General features: G+C 65.0%; 17 protein-coding genes and 1 other RNA gene. 9 read left to right on the top strand and 9 right to left on the bottom strand.

Annotated features, from left to right (window positions below; translation table 11 throughout):
* Window positions 1-169: 169 nt before the first annotated feature.
* From dnaJ to grpE, 3 genes are all read right to left on the bottom strand, one after another.
* A complete protein-coding gene (gene dnaJ / locus HOP58_RS02285; RefSeq protein ID WP_234259408.1) occupies window positions 170-1,321 on the bottom strand; it encodes a molecular chaperone DnaJ in 1,152 nt (383 codons plus the stop codon).
* A gap of 105 nt (window positions 1,322-1,426) precedes the next feature.
* Window positions 1,427-3,358, bottom strand: coding sequence for a molecular chaperone DnaK (dnaK, locus tag HOP58_RS02280; protein WP_234259407.1), 1,932 nt, complete (start codon window positions 3,356-3,358; stop codon window positions 1,427-1,429).
* 121 nt (window positions 3,359-3,479) lie between these two features.
* Window positions 3,480-4,109: a nucleotide exchange factor GrpE gene (gene grpE / locus HOP58_RS02275; protein WP_010625718.1), complete on the bottom strand. Its 630-nt coding sequence runs from the start codon at window positions 4,107-4,109 to the stop codon at window positions 3,480-3,482.
* A 234-nt stretch (window positions 4,110-4,343) separates the two neighbouring features.
* On the opposite strand from grpE, the gene recN reads away from it, so the two are divergent.
* Entirely contained in the window at window positions 4,344-6,020 is a 1,677-nt protein-coding gene (gene recN, locus HOP58_RS02270) for a DNA repair protein RecN (RefSeq protein WP_234259406.1), read from the top strand.
* A gap of 107 nt (window positions 6,021-6,127) precedes the next feature.
* Here the strand turns inward: recN and fur are convergent, their stop codons facing one another.
* The gene (gene fur / locus HOP58_RS02265) at window positions 6,128-6,574 is read right to left on the bottom strand and encodes a ferric iron uptake transcriptional regulator (protein WP_010625721.1); all 447 of its coding nucleotides are present in this window, start codon (window positions 6,572-6,574) and stop codon (window positions 6,128-6,130) included.
* 72 nt (window positions 6,575-6,646) lie between these two features.
* Between fur and HOP58_RS02260 the strand changes: the two genes are divergently transcribed.
* The gene (locus HOP58_RS02260; protein WP_234259405.1) at window positions 6,647-7,132 is read left to right on the top strand and encodes an outer membrane protein assembly factor BamE; all 486 of its coding nucleotides are present in this window, start codon (window positions 6,647-6,649) and stop codon (window positions 7,130-7,132) included.
* Window positions 7,133-7,150: 18 nt separating this feature from the next.
* Here the strand turns inward: HOP58_RS02260 and HOP58_RS02255 are convergent, their stop codons facing one another.
* Window positions 7,151-7,438 (bottom strand): RnfH family protein, encoded by a 288-nt coding sequence (locus HOP58_RS02255; protein ID WP_010625723.1) that lies wholly within the window; start codon window positions 7,436-7,438, stop codon window positions 7,151-7,153.
* A gap of 1 nt (window position 7,439) precedes the next feature.
* Entirely contained in the window at window positions 7,440-7,874 is a 435-nt protein-coding gene (locus HOP58_RS02250) for a type II toxin-antitoxin system RatA family toxin (protein WP_026037779.1), read from the bottom strand.
* A 127-nt stretch (window positions 7,875-8,001) separates the two neighbouring features.
* Here HOP58_RS02250 and smpB point away from each other — a divergent pair, with 127 nt between their 5' ends.
* Complete coding sequence (gene smpB, locus HOP58_RS02245) at window positions 8,002-8,493, top strand: SsrA-binding protein SmpB (protein ID WP_010625725.1); 492 nt, start codon at window positions 8,002-8,004, stop codon at window positions 8,491-8,493.
* Window positions 8,494-8,616: 123 nt separating this feature from the next.
* Window positions 8,617-8,996, top strand: a transfer-messenger RNA (tmRNA) gene (gene ssrA, locus HOP58_RS02240).
* Between the two features lie 122 nt (window positions 8,997-9,118).
* Here the strand turns inward: ssrA and HOP58_RS02235 are convergent.
* Window positions 9,119-9,811 carry a Crp/Fnr family transcriptional regulator gene (locus HOP58_RS02235; RefSeq protein ID WP_234259404.1) on the bottom strand — a complete coding sequence of 231 codons (693 nt, stop codon included), beginning with the start codon at window positions 9,809-9,811 and terminating at the stop codon, window positions 9,119-9,121.
* A 368-nt stretch (window positions 9,812-10,179) separates the two neighbouring features.
* Between HOP58_RS02235 and HOP58_RS02230 the strand changes: the two genes are divergently transcribed.
* From HOP58_RS02230 to HOP58_RS02220, 3 genes are all read left to right on the top strand, one after another.
* Window positions 10,180-11,379, top strand: a complete 1,200-nt coding sequence (locus HOP58_RS02230) for a saccharopine dehydrogenase family protein (protein WP_010625727.1) — start codon at window positions 10,180-10,182, stop codon at window positions 11,377-11,379.
* A complete protein-coding gene (gene nspC / locus HOP58_RS02225; protein WP_035589660.1) occupies window positions 11,376-12,536 on the top strand; it encodes a carboxynorspermidine decarboxylase in 1,161 nt (386 codons plus the stop codon). The genes HOP58_RS02230 and nspC overlap by 4 nt, the downstream gene beginning before the upstream one ends.
* A 142-nt stretch (window positions 12,537-12,678) precedes the next feature.
* Entirely contained in the window at window positions 12,679-13,983 is a 1,305-nt protein-coding gene (locus HOP58_RS02220) for an aspartate kinase (protein ID WP_234259403.1), read from the top strand.
* 74 nt (window positions 13,984-14,057) lie between these two features.
* Here the strand turns inward: HOP58_RS02220 and HOP58_RS02215 are convergent, their stop codons facing one another.
* Both HOP58_RS02215 and gap read right to left on the bottom strand, forming a co-directional pair.
* Window positions 14,058-14,303 (bottom strand): hypothetical protein, encoded by a 246-nt coding sequence (locus HOP58_RS02215; RefSeq protein WP_234259402.1) that lies wholly within the window; start codon window positions 14,301-14,303, stop codon window positions 14,058-14,060.
* A gap of 159 nt (window positions 14,304-14,462) precedes the next feature.
* Window positions 14,463-15,485, bottom strand: coding sequence for a type I glyceraldehyde-3-phosphate dehydrogenase (gap, locus tag HOP58_RS02210; RefSeq protein WP_234259401.1), 1,023 nt, complete (start codon window positions 15,483-15,485; stop codon window positions 14,463-14,465).
* Window positions 15,486-15,792: 307 nt separating this feature from the next.
* Between gap and pyk the strand changes: the two genes are divergently transcribed.
* Both pyk and HOP58_RS02200 read left to right on the top strand, forming a co-directional pair.
* The gene (gene pyk, locus HOP58_RS02205; RefSeq protein ID WP_234259400.1) at window positions 15,793-17,259 is read left to right on the top strand and encodes a pyruvate kinase; all 1,467 of its coding nucleotides are present in this window, start codon (window positions 15,793-15,795) and stop codon (window positions 17,257-17,259) included.
* Window positions 17,256-17,732: a methylglyoxal synthase gene (locus HOP58_RS02200; protein ID WP_086511742.1), complete on the top strand. Its 477-nt coding sequence runs from the start codon at window positions 17,256-17,258 to the stop codon at window positions 17,730-17,732. Before pyk ends, HOP58_RS02200 begins: the two co-directional genes overlap by 4 nt.
* Window positions 17,733-17,749 lie beyond the last annotated feature (17 nt).

Raw genomic sequence — 17,749 nt, 5'->3', positions numbered from 1 at the left:
GATCTCCATTCGTATCTGAGCCAACAGACTAAGACGCCGGAGCGGGTTGGCGCCAGCCCCGATGCACAGCGCAGGGCGGAACGCTGGGTTCGAAGGAACCGTTCACGCCGAAAACGCAAAAGCCCCCGACACCGCCAGGGCTCGGGGGCTTTCGTGGCGCAGTTCCGCCTTACGGCTTCATGTCTTCGAAGAACTTCTTCACGCCGTCGAAGAAGCCGCTCTTCTTCGGCGAGTGGTGAGCGCTGTTGCTGCCCCCCAGGCTCTCCTGAAGCTGGCGCAGCAGCGCCTTCTGGTCTTCGCTGAGGTTGACCGGGGTCTCCACCACCACCTTGCACAGCAGGTCGCCGGGGGGGCCCCCGCGAACCGGCTTGACGCCCTTGCCGCGCAGGCGGAACAGCTTGCCGGTCTGGGTCTCGGGCGGAATCTTGAGCTTGACCCGGCCATCCAGGGTGGGCACTTCGAGCTCGCCACCGAGTGCGGCATCGACGAAGTTGATCGGCACCTCGCACTGCAGGTGCTTGCCGTCGCGCTGGAAGATACGGTGTGGCTTTATCGCCACCTGCACGTAGAGATCGCCGGGCGGGCCGCCGTTGATGCCGGACTCGCCCTCGCCGTTGAGACGAATGCGGTCGCCGGTATCGACCCCAGCGGGAATCTTCACCGACAGGGTGCGGGTCTCACGCACACGGCCTTCACCGTGGCACTTGTGACACGGCACCTTGATGTGCACGCCGCTGCCGTGACAGGTGGGACAGGTCTGCTGCACGGCGAAGAAGCCCTGCTGCATGCGCACCTGACCCAGGCCGTTACAGGTGGGGCAGGTCTCCTTGGTGGAGCCCGGCTCGGCGCCCTCGCCGTCGCAGCGGCTGCACTCCACGTGACGCGGCACGCGAATGTCCACCGTGGTGCCGGCCACCGCGCTCTCGAGATCGAGCTCGAGGTTGTAGCGAAGGTCGCTGCCGCGCTGCGGCGCATGGGGGCTGCGCCGACCGCCGCCGCCACCGAAGATGTCGCCGAACACGTCGCCGAAGATGTCACTGAAGCCGCCGGCACCCGCACCGCCGAAGCCGCCAGCGCCGAAACCGCCGGCCTGTCCGTCTACGCCGGCATGGCCGAACTGGTCGTAGGCGGCACGCTTCTCGCTGTCGGAGAGGATCTCGTAGGCCTCGGAGACCTCGCGAAACTTCTCCGCGGCCTTGTCGTCATCCGGGTTACGGTCCGGGTGGTACTTCTGCGCCAGCCGTCGGTATGCCTTCTTGATCTCTTTGGTGTCGGTCCCTCGTTCGACACCGAGCACCTCGTAATAATCGCGTTTGGACATGGGTCCATGCGCCTCCTGGTCTAGGCAGTGCTGCCCGATCCGCGGAAACGGCAACGCGGGAGTCGTCCCCCCGCGCTACCGTCGTCCGTGGCATCGCCTTGGCGATTACTGCTTCTTCTGATCGTCGTTGACTTCTTCGTACTCGGCGTCGACCACGTCGTCTTCCTGCTTGGCACCGGCCTCCTGGCCCTCGCCACCGGCCTGCTGGGCGGCCTCGGCCTGGGCGGCATACATCTTCTGCGCCAGGTTACCGGAGAGCTCGGTCAGCTTGTCCAGCTTGGCCTGGATGTCGTCCTTGTCGTCGCCCTTGAGCGCTTCCTCGAGTTCGGAGGCGGCCGTCTCGATGGCCTGCTTCTCCTCGTCGGTGCCATGCTCGCCGGCTTCCTGCACGGTCTTGCGCGCGGCGTGGACCATGCCGTCGGCCTGGTTGCGCAGCGCCACCAGCTCCTCGAACTTCTTGTCCTCGTCGGCGTGGGCCTCGGCGTCGCGCACCATCTGCTCGATCTCGTCGTCAGTCAGACCGCTAGAGGCCTTGATGACGATCGACTGCTCCTTGCCGGTGGCCTTGTCCTTGGCGGACACGTTGAGGATGCCGTTGGCATCGAGGTCGAAGGCCACCTCGATCTGCGGCACGCCGCGCGGCGCCGGCGGAATGTCGGCCAGGTCGAAGCGGCCCAGCGACTTGTTCTGGCCAGCCTGCTTGCGCTCACCCTGAAGCACGTGAATGGTCACGGCAGTCTGGTTGTCATCCGCGGTCGAGAAGGTCTGGGTCTTCTTGGTCGGGATGGTGGTGTTCTTCTCGATCAGCGGGGTCATCACGCCGCCCAGGGTCTCGATACCCAGGGTCAGCGGGGTGACGTCGAGCAGCAGCACGTCCTTGACGTCGCCGCCCAGCACGCCGCCCTGGATCGCCGCACCCACGGCCACGGCCTCATCCGGGTTGACGTCCTTGCGCGCTTCCTTGCCGAAGAAGTCGGCGACTTTCTTCTGCACCAGCGGCATGCGGGTCTGACCGCCGACCAGGATCACGTCGTCGATCTCGGAAGCGGACAGGCCGGCGTCGGACAGCGCGGTCTTGCACGGCCCCAGCGAGCGCTGCACCAGCTCTTCCACCAGCGACTCCAGCTTGGCCCGAGTCACCTTCACATTGAGGTGCTTGGGTCCGGTGTTGTCGGCGGTGATGTAGGGCAGGTTGACGTCGGTCTGCTGCGCGCTGGAAAGCTCGATCTTGGCCTTCTCGGCGGCTTCCTTGAGGCGCTGCATGGCCAGGTTGTCGCCGGACAGGTTGATGCCGCTGTCGGCCTTGAACTGATCGACCAGGTAGTTGATCAGCGCCATGTCGAAGTCTTCACCGCCGAGGAAGGTGTCGCCGTTGGTGGCCAGCACCTCGAACTGGGTCTCGCCGTCGACGTCGGCCACCTCGATGATGGAGATGTCGAAGGTACCGCCGCCCAGGTCGTACACGGCGATGGTCTTGTCGCCGCGCGACTTGTCCATGCCGTAGGCCAGCGCCGCCGCGGTGGGCTCGTTGATGATGCGCTTGACTTCGAGACCGGCGATACGACCGGCGTCCTTGGTGGCCTGACGCTGGCTGTCGTTGAAGTAGGCCGGCACGGTGATCACCGCCTCGGTGACCGGCTCGCCCAGGTAGTCCTCGGCGGTCTTCTTCATCTTCTTCAGCACTTCGGCGCTGACCTGCGGCGGTGCCAGCTTCTTGTCCTTCACCTGCACCCAGGCGTCGCCGTTGTCGGCCTCGGTGATGCCGTAGGGCACCATCTTGATGTCCTTCTGCACCACGTCATCCTTGAAGCGACGACCGATCAGGCGCTTGATGGCGTACAGGGTGTTCTGCGGGTTGGTCACCGCCTGGCGCTTGGCCGACTGCCCCACCAGAATCTCGCCATCATCGGTATAGGCGATGATGGAAGGCGTGGTGCGGGCACCTTCGGCGTTCTCGATCACCTTGGCGCTGTCGCCGTCGAGCACGGCCACACAGGAGTTGGTGGTCCCCAGGTCAATACCGATGATGCGTCCCATAGGAAATCCTCGAAAATTCGTTTGCCTTGAATCCATCGCTGCGGCAGTTGCCGCGGTTGACGTCTATCTGGGGGCGCCGGGTGGCTTTTCAAGCCCCGCCCCCGTTTTCATTCGCTAGGCCTCAGCCGGTGGCCTGACTGACCACCACCATGGCCGGACGCACCAGGCGCCCGTTGAGCAGGTAGCCCTTCTGGATCACTTCCATCACGCTATTGGGCTCGAGCTCGGGGTTGGGCACCATGGCCATCGCTTCGTGGAACTTCGGGTCGAACGGCTCGCCGGCCGGCTCGACCGTTTCGACGCCGAACTTGGCCAGCACGTCCTGCTGCATCTTCAGCGTCATGGCCACGCCCTCGCGGTGAACATCGCTGGCGTCCTCGCCCATGGCGTCCAGCGCCTTCTCCAGGCTGTCGACCACCGGCAGCAGTTCCTTGACGAAGCGCTCCAGGGCGAACTTGCGCGCCTTCTCGGCCTCCTGCTCGGCGCGGCGCCGCACGTTCTGCGCTTCGGCGGCGGCGCGCAGCGCCTGGTCCTTGGCCTCGGCCAAGCTCTGCTCCAGCTCCTCGACCTGGGCTGCCAGCATGTCGGCCTCGGGGTTGTCGCTCACCTCCGTCGGCTCCTCGGAAGCCGCGGCGTCGTCCTCCACGAGGCTAGCCGCATCGTCCAGCTCGCCTTCCAGCGGCTCCGGACGGGCCTCTTTCTCGCGCCGCGCCAGCTCGTCGTCAAGCGGGGTCTGGGGTTCTTTAGCCATGCGCATCTCCTGAAGCAGCACCGGCCCAGCGAGGCCGGAAAGATTTCGAATCGGCAAATGCCTTGTAAGGTCTGCGGCCTATATGGGGGTCCTCGCCGCAAACTCAAGTGATCGGGCATCAACGATGGGGTCTGTTTTGCGCATGTGTTGTGAGCGAACCTCGACTACTGTATAAAAACGCAATAACGTGTATGGATATCCAGCTCACCAGGATACCGGCCGCCGGGAGGTCCCATGCTGACTCAGCTTGCCATTCGCGATTACGCCATCGTCGATACGCTCGATCTGGAGCTTGCCGGCGGCATGACCGCCATCACCGGCGAGACCGGCGCCGGCAAGTCGATCCTGCTCGGCGCCCTGGGGCTGTGCCTGGGCGAGCGCAGCGACGCCGCCAGCGTACGCCACGGCTGCGAGCGCGCCGATCTCTCGGCGCGCTTCGACATCGCCGCCCTGCCCGCCGCCCGCACCTGGCTCACGGAGCGCGAGCTGCCCGACGACGACTGCCTGCTGCGCCGGGTAGTGACCGCCAGCGGCCGCTCCAAGGCATGGATCAACGGCCAGCCGGCCACGGTGGCCGATCTCAAGGCACTGGGCGAGCACCTGGTCGAGATCCACGGTCAGCATGCCCACCAGCTGCTGCTGCGCGAGGAGACCCATCTGCGTCTGCTCGACGACTTCGCCGGCAACCGCGCCGCGGTGAACGAACTCAGCGAGACGTTCCGCCGCTGGCAGGCGACCCGCAAACGCCTGAAGCAGCTGACCGAGAGCGGCGACGAGGTGCAGGCGCGCCGCCAGCTGCTGCGCTATCAGGTCGAGGAGCTCGATCTCCTGGCGCTAGGTGACGAGGAGCTCACCACCCTGGAGCACGAACAGGAGCAGCTCGCCCACGCCGAGGAGACGCTGCGCGAGGCGCAGCACGCCGCCGAATGCTGCGACAACGACGAAGGCGGCGTATTGACTCTGCTCAATCAGGCGATACATCGGCTCGATCCGCTGCCAGGCAGCGACCGCGGCGCACTGGCCGAGATCCTCGCCATGCTGGGCGAGGCGCGTATCCAGGTCGAGGAAGCCGTGCGCGAGCTGCACCGCTTCGCCGACGCCACCGAGCTGGACCCGGAGCGCCTGGCCTGGGTCGAGTCGCGCCTGGGCGAGGTGCATCGCATCGCGCGCAAGCATCACGTCATGCCCGAGGAGCTGCCCGCCCTGCACCGCCGGCTGCAGGTCGAGTTGGAAAGTCTGGAAGGCGGCGAACACGACCTCGAGGCTCTGCGCGCCGAGGTCGAGAGCCTGCGCGACAGCTGGCGCGAGCAGGCACGAAGCGTTGGCGAGACCCGCCAGCAGGCAGCGGCCAGGTTCGGCAAGGCGGTGCAGGAGCAGCTCGCCTTCCTGGCCATGGGCAAGGCGCGTTTCGAAGTGGAAGTCACGCCGCGCCAGAGCCCGCAGGCAGACGGCATGGAGGAGGTGCGCTTTCTGATCAGTGCCAACCCCGGCCAGCCGCCGCGCCCGCTGGCCAAGGTCGCTTCGGGCGGCGAATTGTCGCGAATCAGCCTGGCGATCCAGGTGGTCGCCGCGCGCCACTCGACCATCCCCAGCCTGGTGTTCGATGAGGTCGACGTGGGCATCTCCGGCGCCACCGCCGAGATCGTCGGTCAACTGCTGCGCCGGCTGGGCGAGCAGGGCCAGGTGATGACCGTGACCCACCTGCCCCAGGTGGCGGCACAGGCCCACCACCACCTGCACATCGAGAAGCAGGCCAAGCGCGACACCACCCTGACCCGCATGGCGCTGCTCGACGAGGCCGGCCGGGTCAGCGAACTGGCGCGCATGCTGGGCGGGGTGAATCTTTCCGACCGCACCCTGGCCCACGCACGCGAGATGCTGGATGCCAGCCAGCAGGGTGCGTCGCACTGAGGGCCCACAGCCTGCGACCGGTTGACGCACCGTAAAGCAAAGCGGCCCCGATCGATGATCGGGGCCGCTTTGCCATCAAGCTTTGATAGCTGATGATAGCTGATCGCTTATTTTCGCGGCGTGCCGTCCTGGCGAGTGGCATTGGAGCCGCGCGGGCGCACGTAGAGCACCAGAGCGTGATCGACCAGCTCGAAGCCGTGCTCTTCGGCGATCTCCTGCTGGCGCCGCTCGATGGTCTCGTCGAAGAATTCGATGATCTCGCCGCTGTCGAGACACACCATGTGGTCGTGATGCTCCTCCTGGGAGATCTCGAACACGGCATGGCCGCCGTCGAAATTGTGACGAATCACCAGGCCCGCCGACTCGAACTGGGTCAGCACGCGGTAGACGGTTGCCAGACCGACATCCTCTCCGGCTTCCAGCAGGGTCTTGTAGACATCCTCAGCGCTCAGGTGGTGCTGACCCGTGGCATTCTCGAGGATCTGCAGGATCTTCACTCGGGGCAAGGTGACCTTCAGGCCTGCCTTGCGCAGTTCATGGTTCTGGTCGGCCATGTTCGCTCTTCGCAGTATCAGGTAGGGTCGGGTATGATCGACCGAATCCACGATAGTGAAGAACGGACACAAATGCAAAAGCTGATCAAAACCCTCCCTCTCGTCATCGCCCTGACCATGGCCGGCGGCTGCGTCTACAAGCGGGATCTGCCCCAGGGCAACTACATCACCGAGGGCATGGTGCAGCAGCTCCAGCCCGGCATGAGCCGCTCTCAGGTCGTCGACGTGATGGGCCGCCCGCTGCTGGAAGCGCCTTTCAATGCCAACCAGTGGGACTACGTGTTCCGCCTCGACGAAGCCTACGGCGGCGTACAACAGCGCCGGGTCACGCTGACCTTCGACGGCGAACGCCTGGTCAACGTGCAGCGCGAAGGCGACTTTTCCGAGGATATCGAGCTGCGGCCGCAAAACGGTGTCGGCCCGGCCATCGAAGGCGCCGACCCCATGGGCGAACTGCCGGCCACCCAGCCGGAAGCCGCTCCCGAGGCCGCACCTGACGCTGGCGGCACTCTGCCCCGGGGCGGCGAGCCGGCAACCACCGAACCGCTGGCACAGTAACGCGAACGCGCAGCCGGGTTAACGCCCGGCGCGCCGGAGTCGTGCCTCCTTGGGGTCGATCTCGAGGGGGCGATAGACCTCGACCCGGTCGCCGGCACGCAGGCGGTGGGTGTCGGGATCGCGCAGCAGTTGGCCGAAGATGCCCAGATCCGCCGCGGCGAAGTGCGCCGCCGGCAGTTCCGGGAAGTGCTGCTCCAGCTTGGCCAGAGCGACTGCCTGGCGCGCCGTGGTGCCCGCGGGCACCTCCAGCGTCACGATGCGCTGCCGCTCGGGCAGCGCGAAGGCGACCTCTACCTGAAGCCCCACCTTAGCGTCCGTACAGCTCGTCGGCACGACGGGTGAAGGCGTCCACCAGCTGGCCGGCAACCTGCTGGAACAGCTTGCCGAAGGCCATGCCCAGCAGCCGGTTGGCGAACTCGAACTCCAGCTCGAGGCACACCTTGCAGGCGCCCTCACCCATCGGCAGGAACAGCCAGCGCCCACGCAGACGCTTGAAGGGGCCGCTGACCAGCGACATTTCGATGCGCTCGGGTTCGATCAGATCGTTACGCGTGGTGAAACTCTGCTCGATACCCGCCCGTCCCAGGGTCATCTCACCGATCAGGTGCGACTCGTCGCGCTCGAGCAGCCGCGCCCGCCGACAGCCGGGCAGGAATTCCGGATAGCGCTCGAAGTCGTTGACCAGTTCGAACATGTCCCGAGGGGTGTGCCGCACCAGGGCGGACCGATTGACCATTGGCATTGAGCTCTCCGCTGACTTCACAGTGCCCAGGGCGTATCATGAGCGGTTATTTCATGCCTTGAATGGTAACACGCTTCCCCTCATATCGAAGGAAGGGTGCCATCAGCAGAACGTGACAAGAGGTTCCATGGCCGACAAGAAAGGCAAGGGCAAGGGCCCCGGTGGCGGCGTCATCGCCCAGAACAAGAAAGCTCGCTTCGAGTACCACATCGACGAGACCTTCGAGGCCGGCCTGGTGCTGGCCGGCTGGGAGGTGAAGAGCCTGCGCGCCGGCAAGGCCCAGCTCACCGACACCTACATCCTGATCAAGGATGGCGAGGCCTGGCTGTTGGGTAGCCACATCACACCGCTCAACACCGCCAGCACCCACGAGATCGCCGATCCGTCCCGCACTCGCAAATTGCTGCTGCACCGCAAGGAGATTGCCAAGATCTTCTCGCGCTCCCAGGAGAAGGGCCACACCTGCGTGCCGCTCAAGCTCTACTGGAAAGGCAACAAGGTGAAGTGCGAGCTGGCCCTGGTGACGGGCAAGAAGCTGCACGACAAGCGCGCCACCGAGAAGGACCGCGACTGGCAGCGGCAGAAGGGCCGCATCATGCGGGAACATACCAAGGCCTGAGGCGTCATAGCGTAGGAGACATTGGTTGGCTCCCCGAAAACGGCAAGAATCGGAGAGATGAGGGAACCAGCCCCGCCAACAGGTGTCATAGATGTACCCATGCTGGTAAGATGGGACTGCTACGGGGGCGACATGGCTTCGACGCCGATGACAACCTCCTAGGTGCATGCCGAGAGCGTGATGTATCTCGTAAATCCAACATCACGACTAAATAGTCGCAAACGACGACAACTACGCTCAGGGCGCGCTGGCAGCTTAATAGCTGTTAGCTTCTAGTCCGGCCCCAAAGCGATGTGCCCATTCATCGCGGAGGGGATATGAGCCAAGACTGATGGGATCGCGGTTGGTGGTGTCCTCTCGCCAATCGCTAAACTTTAGAGGAATCGCGTAGCTGGATCCTGCCCGTTGGAGCCAGATGCGTTAAACCAAAAAACGGACCTAAGCATGTAGAGCCGAAGAGCGAGTGTCGGCGGACGCGGGTTCGATCCCCGCCGCCTCCACCAATCGAGTAACGAGAAAAGCACCCCTAGGGTGCTTTTTTCGTTTCGGCCGTCCTAACCCTCGTCGCCCGCGCCTTCGTCGCCGATGCAGCATGAGCCAGTGAAGAGCCCAATGAAATGCTGGGCTAATGAAAGCCGTGGAACGCCGGGGAAAGCGTTTCGTCGATATAGGTATCGTTGAACTCGACCAGCCGCGCCAGCGCCTGCGGGTCGGGCAGCACCACGTGCTGGCGGTCGCGCACCACCAAGCCCTCGTCACGCAGCATGGAGAAGGTCCGACTCACGTGCACGGCACTCAGCCCCAGCGCATCGCCGACCTGCTCCTGCGACAGCGGCATCACGAAGCCGTTGTCCGTCACCGCACCGATCCGCTTCAAGCGCAGGTAAAGCTCGTAGAGAAAATGCGCCAGCCGCTCGTGGGCCGCATAGCGACCGAGATAGACCAGTCGCTCGGTGAGCATCGCCTGCTGACGCACGACGGTGGCGATGATGCTCGCCGCCAGCGCCGGCGAGCGTCCGATGAGCTCGAACAGCTGCTGATGCGTGAACGGGCTGATCACCCCATCGTTGATCATCGCGACACCCGCCAGCCGCCGCGCGAAGCCAAAATCCCGCATGCCGATGATGTCACCGGGCAGGTAGACCTTGAGAATCTGCATCGAACCGTTGCCGAGGTTGCGGTAGGAGTAGGCCCAGCCCTCCTTGACCACGCAGAACAGGTCCACGTCCGCACTCTCCTGCCACAGCACTTCGCCGGCAGCGGCTCGTCTGGGATTGAGTTCCAGGTCCAGCAGCAGGGTCTTTTCTTCTGCCGTCAAAGCGCCGTGTCTGCCCAAGCCCTGTATCACTATACTGTCCAGTAGGGTCACGCTCTGCCTCTCCGGCTTATGGTTGATTCTGCGCAATACTAAAACACAAGCTTATATAGAGATTCATAACGCAGGTTATAGACGAGAAATAATGCTAAAACGCCCCACTGCTCATGGGCTCCGAGCGGCGCCACCCCCTTCTTTGGTCTAACGTGTCATGACAAAATCACTTGCCCCCGGCTTCGCTGGGGGCCATCATCAGCGCGCAAGCGACGAGCGAGACCGGGGTGGCATCGGGCACGGGCATGCGAGATGGCCGAAACACCGATAAGACCCTACGCTTTCATACACATCCCCGATCTGGATTCGAGAGGCCCATGAGCAAAGTCCTGATTATCGGCGCCGGCGGCGTCGGAGGCGTCGTCACCCATAAGTGTGCCCAGCACCCCGAAGTGTTCAGCGAGATCTGCCTGGCCAGCCGCAACGAAGCGAAGTGCAAGGCCATCGCCGCCCAACTGGATCGCCCGATCCAGACCGCCCAGGTGGACGCCGACAGCGTCGACGACCTGGTCGCGCTGATCGAGTCGTTCAAGCCGGACGTGCTGATCCACGTGGCCCTGCCCTATCAGGACCTGACCATCATGGAGGCGTGCCTGCAGACTGGCGTGCCCTACCTCGACACTGCCAACTACGAGCACCCGGACGAGGCCAAGTTCGAGTACAAGGAGCAGTGGGCCTTCCACGACCGCTACGTCAAGGCCGGCAACATGGCCACCCTGGGCTGCGGCTTCGACCCGGGCATGACCAACATCTACTGCGCCTACGCCCAGAAGAACCTGTTCGACGAGATCCACCGCATCGACATCCTCGATGCCAACGGCGGCGACCACGGCTACCCCTTCGCCACCAACTTCAACCCGGAGATCAACATTCGCGAGATCACCGCGAAGGGTCGCTACTGGGAGAAGGGCGAGTGGAAGGAGACCGACCCGCTGGCGGTGAAGCGCAAGTTCGACTTCGACGGCATCGGCGAGAAGGACATCTACCTGCTCTACCACGAGGAGCTCGAGTCGCTCAGCCAGAACATCAAGGGGCTGGAGCGCATTCGTTTCTGGATGACCTTCTCCGAGAAGTACATCACCCACCTCAAGGTGCTCGAGAACGTCGGCATGACCAGCATCGAGCCGATCGAAGTGGGCGGTACCAGGATCGCCCCGCTGGAGTTCCTCAAGGCGGTGCTGCCCGACCCGGCCTCGCTGGGCCCGCGCACCAAGGGCAAGACCAACATTGGCATCATTGCCGACGGCATCAAGGATGGCAAGCGGCGCAAGGTGTACATCTACAACATCTGCGACCACGAGGCCTGCTACCGCGAGGTCAAGTCCCAGGCGATCTCCTACACCACCGGCGTGCCGGCGGTGACCGGCGCCATGCTGATGCTGGAAGGAATCTGGAAGGGCGCGGGCGTGTTCAACGTCGAGCAGCTCGATCCCGACCCCTTCATGGAGCGCATCGGCGACATGGGCCTGCCGTGGCAAGTGGTCGAACTCGACCCGGAGCACGACCCGCTGGCATGAGTAGCATGACGAGCCCCGACTTCGACATCCACGCCTGCCCGTCGCCGGCCTACGTGGTCGACGACAAGCTGCTGCGCAAGAACCTGGAGCTGCTGCGGCAGGTCCAGGAAGCGAGCGGCGCGAGGATCCTGCTGGCGCTGAAGGGCTTCGCCATGTGGGACACCTTCCCGCTGGTCAGCCAGTACCTGGTGGGCACCACCGCCAGCGGGCAGGACGAGGCGCGTCTGGGCGCGGAGACCTTCGGCGGCGAGGTGCACGTCTACTCGCCGGCCTTCACCCCCGAGGAGATGGCGGTGGTGCTGCAGTACGCCGACCACATCAGCTTCAACTCCCCGGGGCAGTGGCGCCGCTTCCGCGAGACCGTCGCGGCGGCGCCGCGTCAGGTCTCCTGCGGCTTGCGAGTGAACCCCGAGCACTCCACCGGCGCGGTACCGCTCTACGATCCCTGCGCACCGGGCTCGCGGCTCGGCACGCGGGTGTCGGATCTCGCCGAGGGCGATCTGGAAGGGCTCGAGGGACTGCACTTCCACACCCTGTGCGAGCAGAACAGCGACGCCCTGGAGGAGACCCTCGCTGCGTTCGAGGAGAAGTTCGGCCAGTACCTGGCCGGGCTGAAATGGGTCAACTTCGGCGGCGGCCATCACATCACCCGCACTGACTACGACATCGAGCGGCTGGTGCGGGTGGTGCGCGGTTTCCGCGAGCGTCATCCTCACCTCACCGTCTACCTGGAACCGGGCGAGGCAATCGCGCTGAATACCGGCTATCTGGTGTGCTCGGTGCTGGATATCGTGGAAAACGACGGTCCCAACCTCATCCTCGACACCTCGGCCACGGCGCATATGCCCGACGTGCTGGAGATGCCCTACCGACCGCACATCATCGGTGCCGGCGAGCCGGGCGAGAAGCCCTTCACCTATCGTCTGGGCGGCACCACCTGCCTGGCCGGCGACGTGATCGGCCGCTACTCGTTCGATCAGCCGCTCGCCATCGGCGACCGCCTGGTGTTCACCGACATGGCCCACTACACCATGGTCAAGACCACCACCTTCAACGGCATTCGTCTGCCGTCGATCTGCCGGATCGACGAGCGCAGCCGCGAGGTGCGTACGGTGAAGACCTTCGGTTACGAGGACTACATGCAGCGGCTGAGTTGAGACACTGCTGCACGAAGAAAGCCCCTGCGGGGGCTTTTTTCGTATCTGCACCGCCACTTGCACGGCATGCCGAACGACCCTTTCGCTGGCCGCCGTTATGACCCATGGTGTAGGGCACGTCACCAGACAGGGAGAGCCCGACATGACGACCGTATTCAAGTTCGGCGGCGCCTCGATCAAGGATGCCGATGCCATACGCCAGCTGACTCCGCTGCTCGAGCAGCATCGCGACCGCCCGCTAATCGTGGTGGTCTCGGCCATGGGCAAGACCACCAACAAGCTGGAAGCGCTGCTGGCCGCCGCCCGCGGCGAGGGTGGAACGCAGGGAGACGAGTACCGCCAGTGCTTCGACGCCCTGCAAGCCGAGCACCGCGAAGCGATGGATACCCTGTTCGGCGACGCCTCAAACTCACCGCGTGAGCGTGTCGACGCCCTGTTCGACGAGCTCGACGCCCAGCATCGCAAGCACCGCGACAGCCCCTATGCCAAACACTACGACCAGACCGTATGCTGCGGCGAGCTGATCTCCACCACCATCGTCGCGGCCTGGCTCGACCACTGCGGCATCGCCACCGACTGGCACGACGCCCGCGAGCTGGTACGCACCGATGCCTGCCATCAGGCCGCCAATCTCGACTGGTCTGCCACTGCCGAGACCGTTCGCCAGCGCTTGGCCGACAGCGACCGCGTCATCCTGACCCAGGGCTTCATCGGCGGCACCGAGGATGGCGAGGCCACCACCCTGGGGCGTGAAGGCTCGGACTTCAGCGCAGCGATCTTCGCCCACTGCCTGGACGCCCGCGAGGTAGTGATCTGGAAGGACGTCACCGGACTGTACAACGCCGACCCCCGGCGTTTCGACAACGCCGTACAGCTCGAGCGGATCTCCTACGCCGAGGCCACTGAGCTGGCCTGGCACGGCGCCAAGGTGATCCATCCCAAGACGCTGGGGCCGCTGCAGGAGAAGTCGATTCCGCTGACGGTGCGCTCCTTCGAGACGCCCGATGCCGAGCCCACCGTCATCGATGCCGAGCGGCGTTTCGACAGCGACGTGGCCAGCTGCATCCTGCGCGAGGAGCAGGTATGGGTGGAGGTGAGACCGCGCGACTTCTCCTTCATGGACGAGCCGCGCCAGCACGACATCCTCGGCCGCCTGGTAAAGGCCGGCATGCACGCCAACCTGGTCGACAGCGGCGCCATGCGCTTCGCCTTCTGCCTCGACGACAAGCCCGAGCGGCTCGAGCCCCTCATCGAGTCCCTGCAGGGCGACTACGAGGTCGGCCGCGAGGACGCGCTGACGCTGCTCACCGTGCGCCACCCCCACCCCGGCATGATGGATACCCTCAGCGAGGGGCGCGAAGCGCTTGCCGAACGCCGCAACGCCACCACCGCCCAGCGGCTGTTTCGCAGTCGGGAGTGCCCAGAGACCTGGCACATTCCCGAGTAAGGCCGCCTCAAGCACGAAAAGACCGCGCATGCTCACATGCGCGGTCCATCGGTCGTTGCCTGACGGCATCGACATCAATCGCTGAGGTCGATATCGTCCTCATCGGTCGCTGCACCGGTCACCGCACCCGCGCCGGCGCCAATGGCGGCTCCCCGTACCACGCTGCCTCCCGTGGCAGCACCGGCGGCACCGCCTACGGCCGCACCAACGCCGGCACCGCTGGCAGCCCGCTCGCCGGTACCGGTACCGCAACCCGCCAGAGCCAGCATCAGGGATGCAGCAAAGACCACCAAGGCGCTACGCATTCCAAAGCGCTTCATGACATACCTCCCGATCCATGGATGTACCTTTCCAGCGTAGTCAATGGTCCCGGTGACAAGCCAAGCGAAGCGGCGAGTCAGTGAGGTCTGCGTGGTCGAGCGCCGGAGCAAATCTTCGCTCCGACGCTCAAGACTCCAGCCATTAGGCCGCTCGACGTCTCAGGCCACTTCACGCTTGGCGTCACTCGCGGCCTGCATGGCAAGCGCGGTGTCGAGCATGCGGTTGGAGAAGCCCCATTCGTTGTCGTACCAGGCCATCACCTTGACCAGGCGGCCGTTCACCCGGGTGTGGTTGCTGTCAAAGGTCGAGGAGTTGGCGTCGTGGTTGAAGTCGATGGAGACCAGCGGCTGGGCGTTGACCGCCAGCACCGGCGAGTTCTCGGCGGCCTTGGCGAGTATCTCGTTGATCTCTTCTCTGGAGGTGTCGCGTCCGGCGGTGAATACCAGATCCACCAGTGAGACGTTGATCACCGGCACCCGGACCGCCAGGCCGTCGAACTTGCCCTTCAGTTCCGGCAGCACCAGCCCCACCGCGGCGGCGGCGCCGGTCTTGGTCGGGATCATCGAGTGAGTGGCACTACGCGCCCGGTAGGGGTCGCTGTGGTAGACGTCGGAGAGGTTCTGATCGTTGGTGTAGGCGTGCACCGTGGTCATCAGGCCATTCTCGATACCCACCGTATCGTTGAGCGCCTTGGCCACCGGCGCCAGGCAGTTGGTGGTGCAGGAGGCGTTGGAGACCACCTTGTGCTCGGGCTTCAGCACATGCTCGTTGACCCCGAACACGATAGTGGCGTCGGCGTCCGGGCTCGGCGCCGAGATGAGCACGCGCTTGGCCCCCGCCTCGAGATGCTTGGCGGCGGCCTCACGCTTGGTGAACAGGCCGGTGCACTCCATCACCAGATCCACGCCCAGCGTCTTCCACGGCAGTGCGGCCGGGTCGCGCTGGGAGAAGATGGCAATACGGTCGCCATCCACGCTGAGGCTCTCCTCGTCGTGCTCCACCTTGAACGGAAAATGGCCGTGCACGGTGTCGTGGCGCAACAGATGGGCGTTGAGCGCGGGATCGCCCAGGTCGTTGATGGCGACGATCTGGACCTGCTTGCGATAGCCGTTCTCGTACAGAGCCCGCAACACGTTGCGGCCGATGCGACCGAATCCGTTGATAGCGATCTTGAGCGTCATGGTGGGTGTCCTCCGTAAGCAGTGTTGTCGGTATGGAGACGAGCCGATAGGTGATAACTCCAAATGTGACGCAGCAGGGCGACAGACTCAAGATTTTTTTAGTAACTTTACAACATAAAGAACGAGCCCCTCGTTCACTACGGCACTGAAGATTCATATCATTTTCGCTTTCATGCTCGCGAAAGTGTCGCCAACCCCGGCATTGCCCCGCAGTTGACGGTTTCTTTCCTTGCTGCTTTTTTGTAGTAATATTACCTTGTTAGCGTTACCGTATACGAACAATACGCCACCTCGCCGGAGGAACTCCATGTCACCCCAGTCGCCACATACCCCCATCCGCCGCACCAAGATCGTTGCCACCCTGGGCCCGGCCAGCGACCGCGAGGGTGTGCTGGAAGCCATGATCCGCACCGGCGTCGACGTGGTGCGCCTCAACTTCTCCCACGGCAGCGCCGCCGACCACCGCCGCCGCCTGATCGCCGTGCGTCAGATTGCCGACCGCCTGGGGCGCAGCGTGGCCGCCCTGGGCGACCTGCAGGGGCCCAAGATCCGCATCGCCCGCTTTCGTGACGGCGCCGTGACCCTTGAGGTGGGCCAGCCCTTCGTGCTCGACATGGCGCTGGACAGCGACGCCGGCGACGCCAGCCGCGTCGGCTGCGACTACAAGCAGCTGATCGACGACGTCGCCCCCGGCGACCGCCTGCTGCTCGACGACGGCCGCCTGGTGCTCGACGTCGAGCGCATCGAGGGGCAGCAGGTCCATACCGTCGTGGTCACCGGCGGCAAGCTCTCCAACAACAAGGGCATCAACAAGCAGGGCGGCGGGCTCTCGGCCCCGGCCCTCACTGACAAGGACAAGGCCGATCTCGAAACCGCCATCGAGATCGGCGTCGACTATCTTGCCGTCTCCTTCCCGCGCCACGCCGAAGACATGCGCGAAGCGCGTCGCCTGCTCGGCGAAGCGGGCAAGGAGATCGGCCTGGTCGCCAAGCTCGAACGCGCCGAGGCGGTGGCCGACGACGCAACGCTCAACGGTATCATCGAGGCCAGCGAGGCGGTGATGGTGGCCCGCGGCGATCTCGGCGTGGAGATCGGCGACGAGAAGCTGATCGGCATGCAGAAGCGCATCATCAAGCGCGCCCGCACCCTCAACCGTGCGGTGATCACCGCCACCCAGATGATGGAGTCGATGATCACCTCGCCGCTGCCCACCCGGGCCGAGGTGTTCGACGTCGCCAACGCCGTGCTCGACGGCACCGACGCGGTGATGCTCTCCGCCGAGACCGCCGCCGGCGACTACCCGGTGGAGACCCTCGAAGCGATACGTCGGGTGTGCCTCGGTGCCGAGCGCGAGCGTGTGGCCCAGGAGTCGGGGCACCGCATCCATGAGGGCTTCTCGCGCATCGACGAGACCATCGCGCTGTCCGCCATGTACGCCGCCAACCACCTCACCGGGGTGGCCGCCATCGCCTGCATGACCTCCACCGGCTACACGCCGCTGATCGCCTCGCGCATCCGCTCGGGGCTGCCCATCGTCGGGCTGGCCCACAGCCCCATCGCCCAGCGGCGCATGGCGCTCTACCGCGGGGTGGTCTCGCTGCCGTTCGACACCAGTGCGATGGCGGCCAGTGAGCTCAACGACCGGGCGCTGGCGCTGCTGGTGCAACAGGGGATTGCCGAACCGGGGGATCATGTCATCCTGACCCGGGGCGATCACATGAACGCCCACGGTGGGACCAATACCCTGAAGATACTCGAGGTAGGCCAGCCATGACCGACAGCCGCCCCCAGCGCAGCGTTCGCCGTACCCTGCCGGCACGCAAGCGCATCGCCCTGATCGCCCACGACGGCAAGAAGGCCGAACTATTGGAGTGGGCCACACGCTGGCGCGATACCCTGGCCAGGCATGAGCTGGTCGGCACCGGCACCACGGCGGGGCGCCTCTCGGCCAGCCTGGAACTCGCGGTGGAAGGCTTGATGAGCGGCCCGTTGGGGGGCGACCAGCAGATCGGGGCGCGCATTACCGAGCAGCGCCTCGACCTGCTGATCTTCTTCTGGGACCCCTTCGCACCCCAGCCCCACGACCCGGACGTCAAGGCGCTGCTGCGCCTGGCGGCGCTGTGGAACGTACCAGTGGCGTGCAATGCGGCCAGCGCCGATTTCCTGGTCAGCTCGCCCTGGCTCGACCAGCCCTACGAGATGGCCATTCCCGACGCCGAGGCCTGGGTGGCCTCACGCAACCCCTGACAACGAGATGGCGGGCC

Source organism: Halomonas sp. MCCC 1A11062 (assembly GCF_021404355.1).
GTDB lineage: Bacteria > Pseudomonadota > Gammaproteobacteria > Pseudomonadales > Halomonadaceae > Halomonas > Halomonas aerodenitrificans.
Note: the sequence above shows the minus strand (reverse complement) of the source record. Positions and strands in the feature narration are given on the sequence as shown.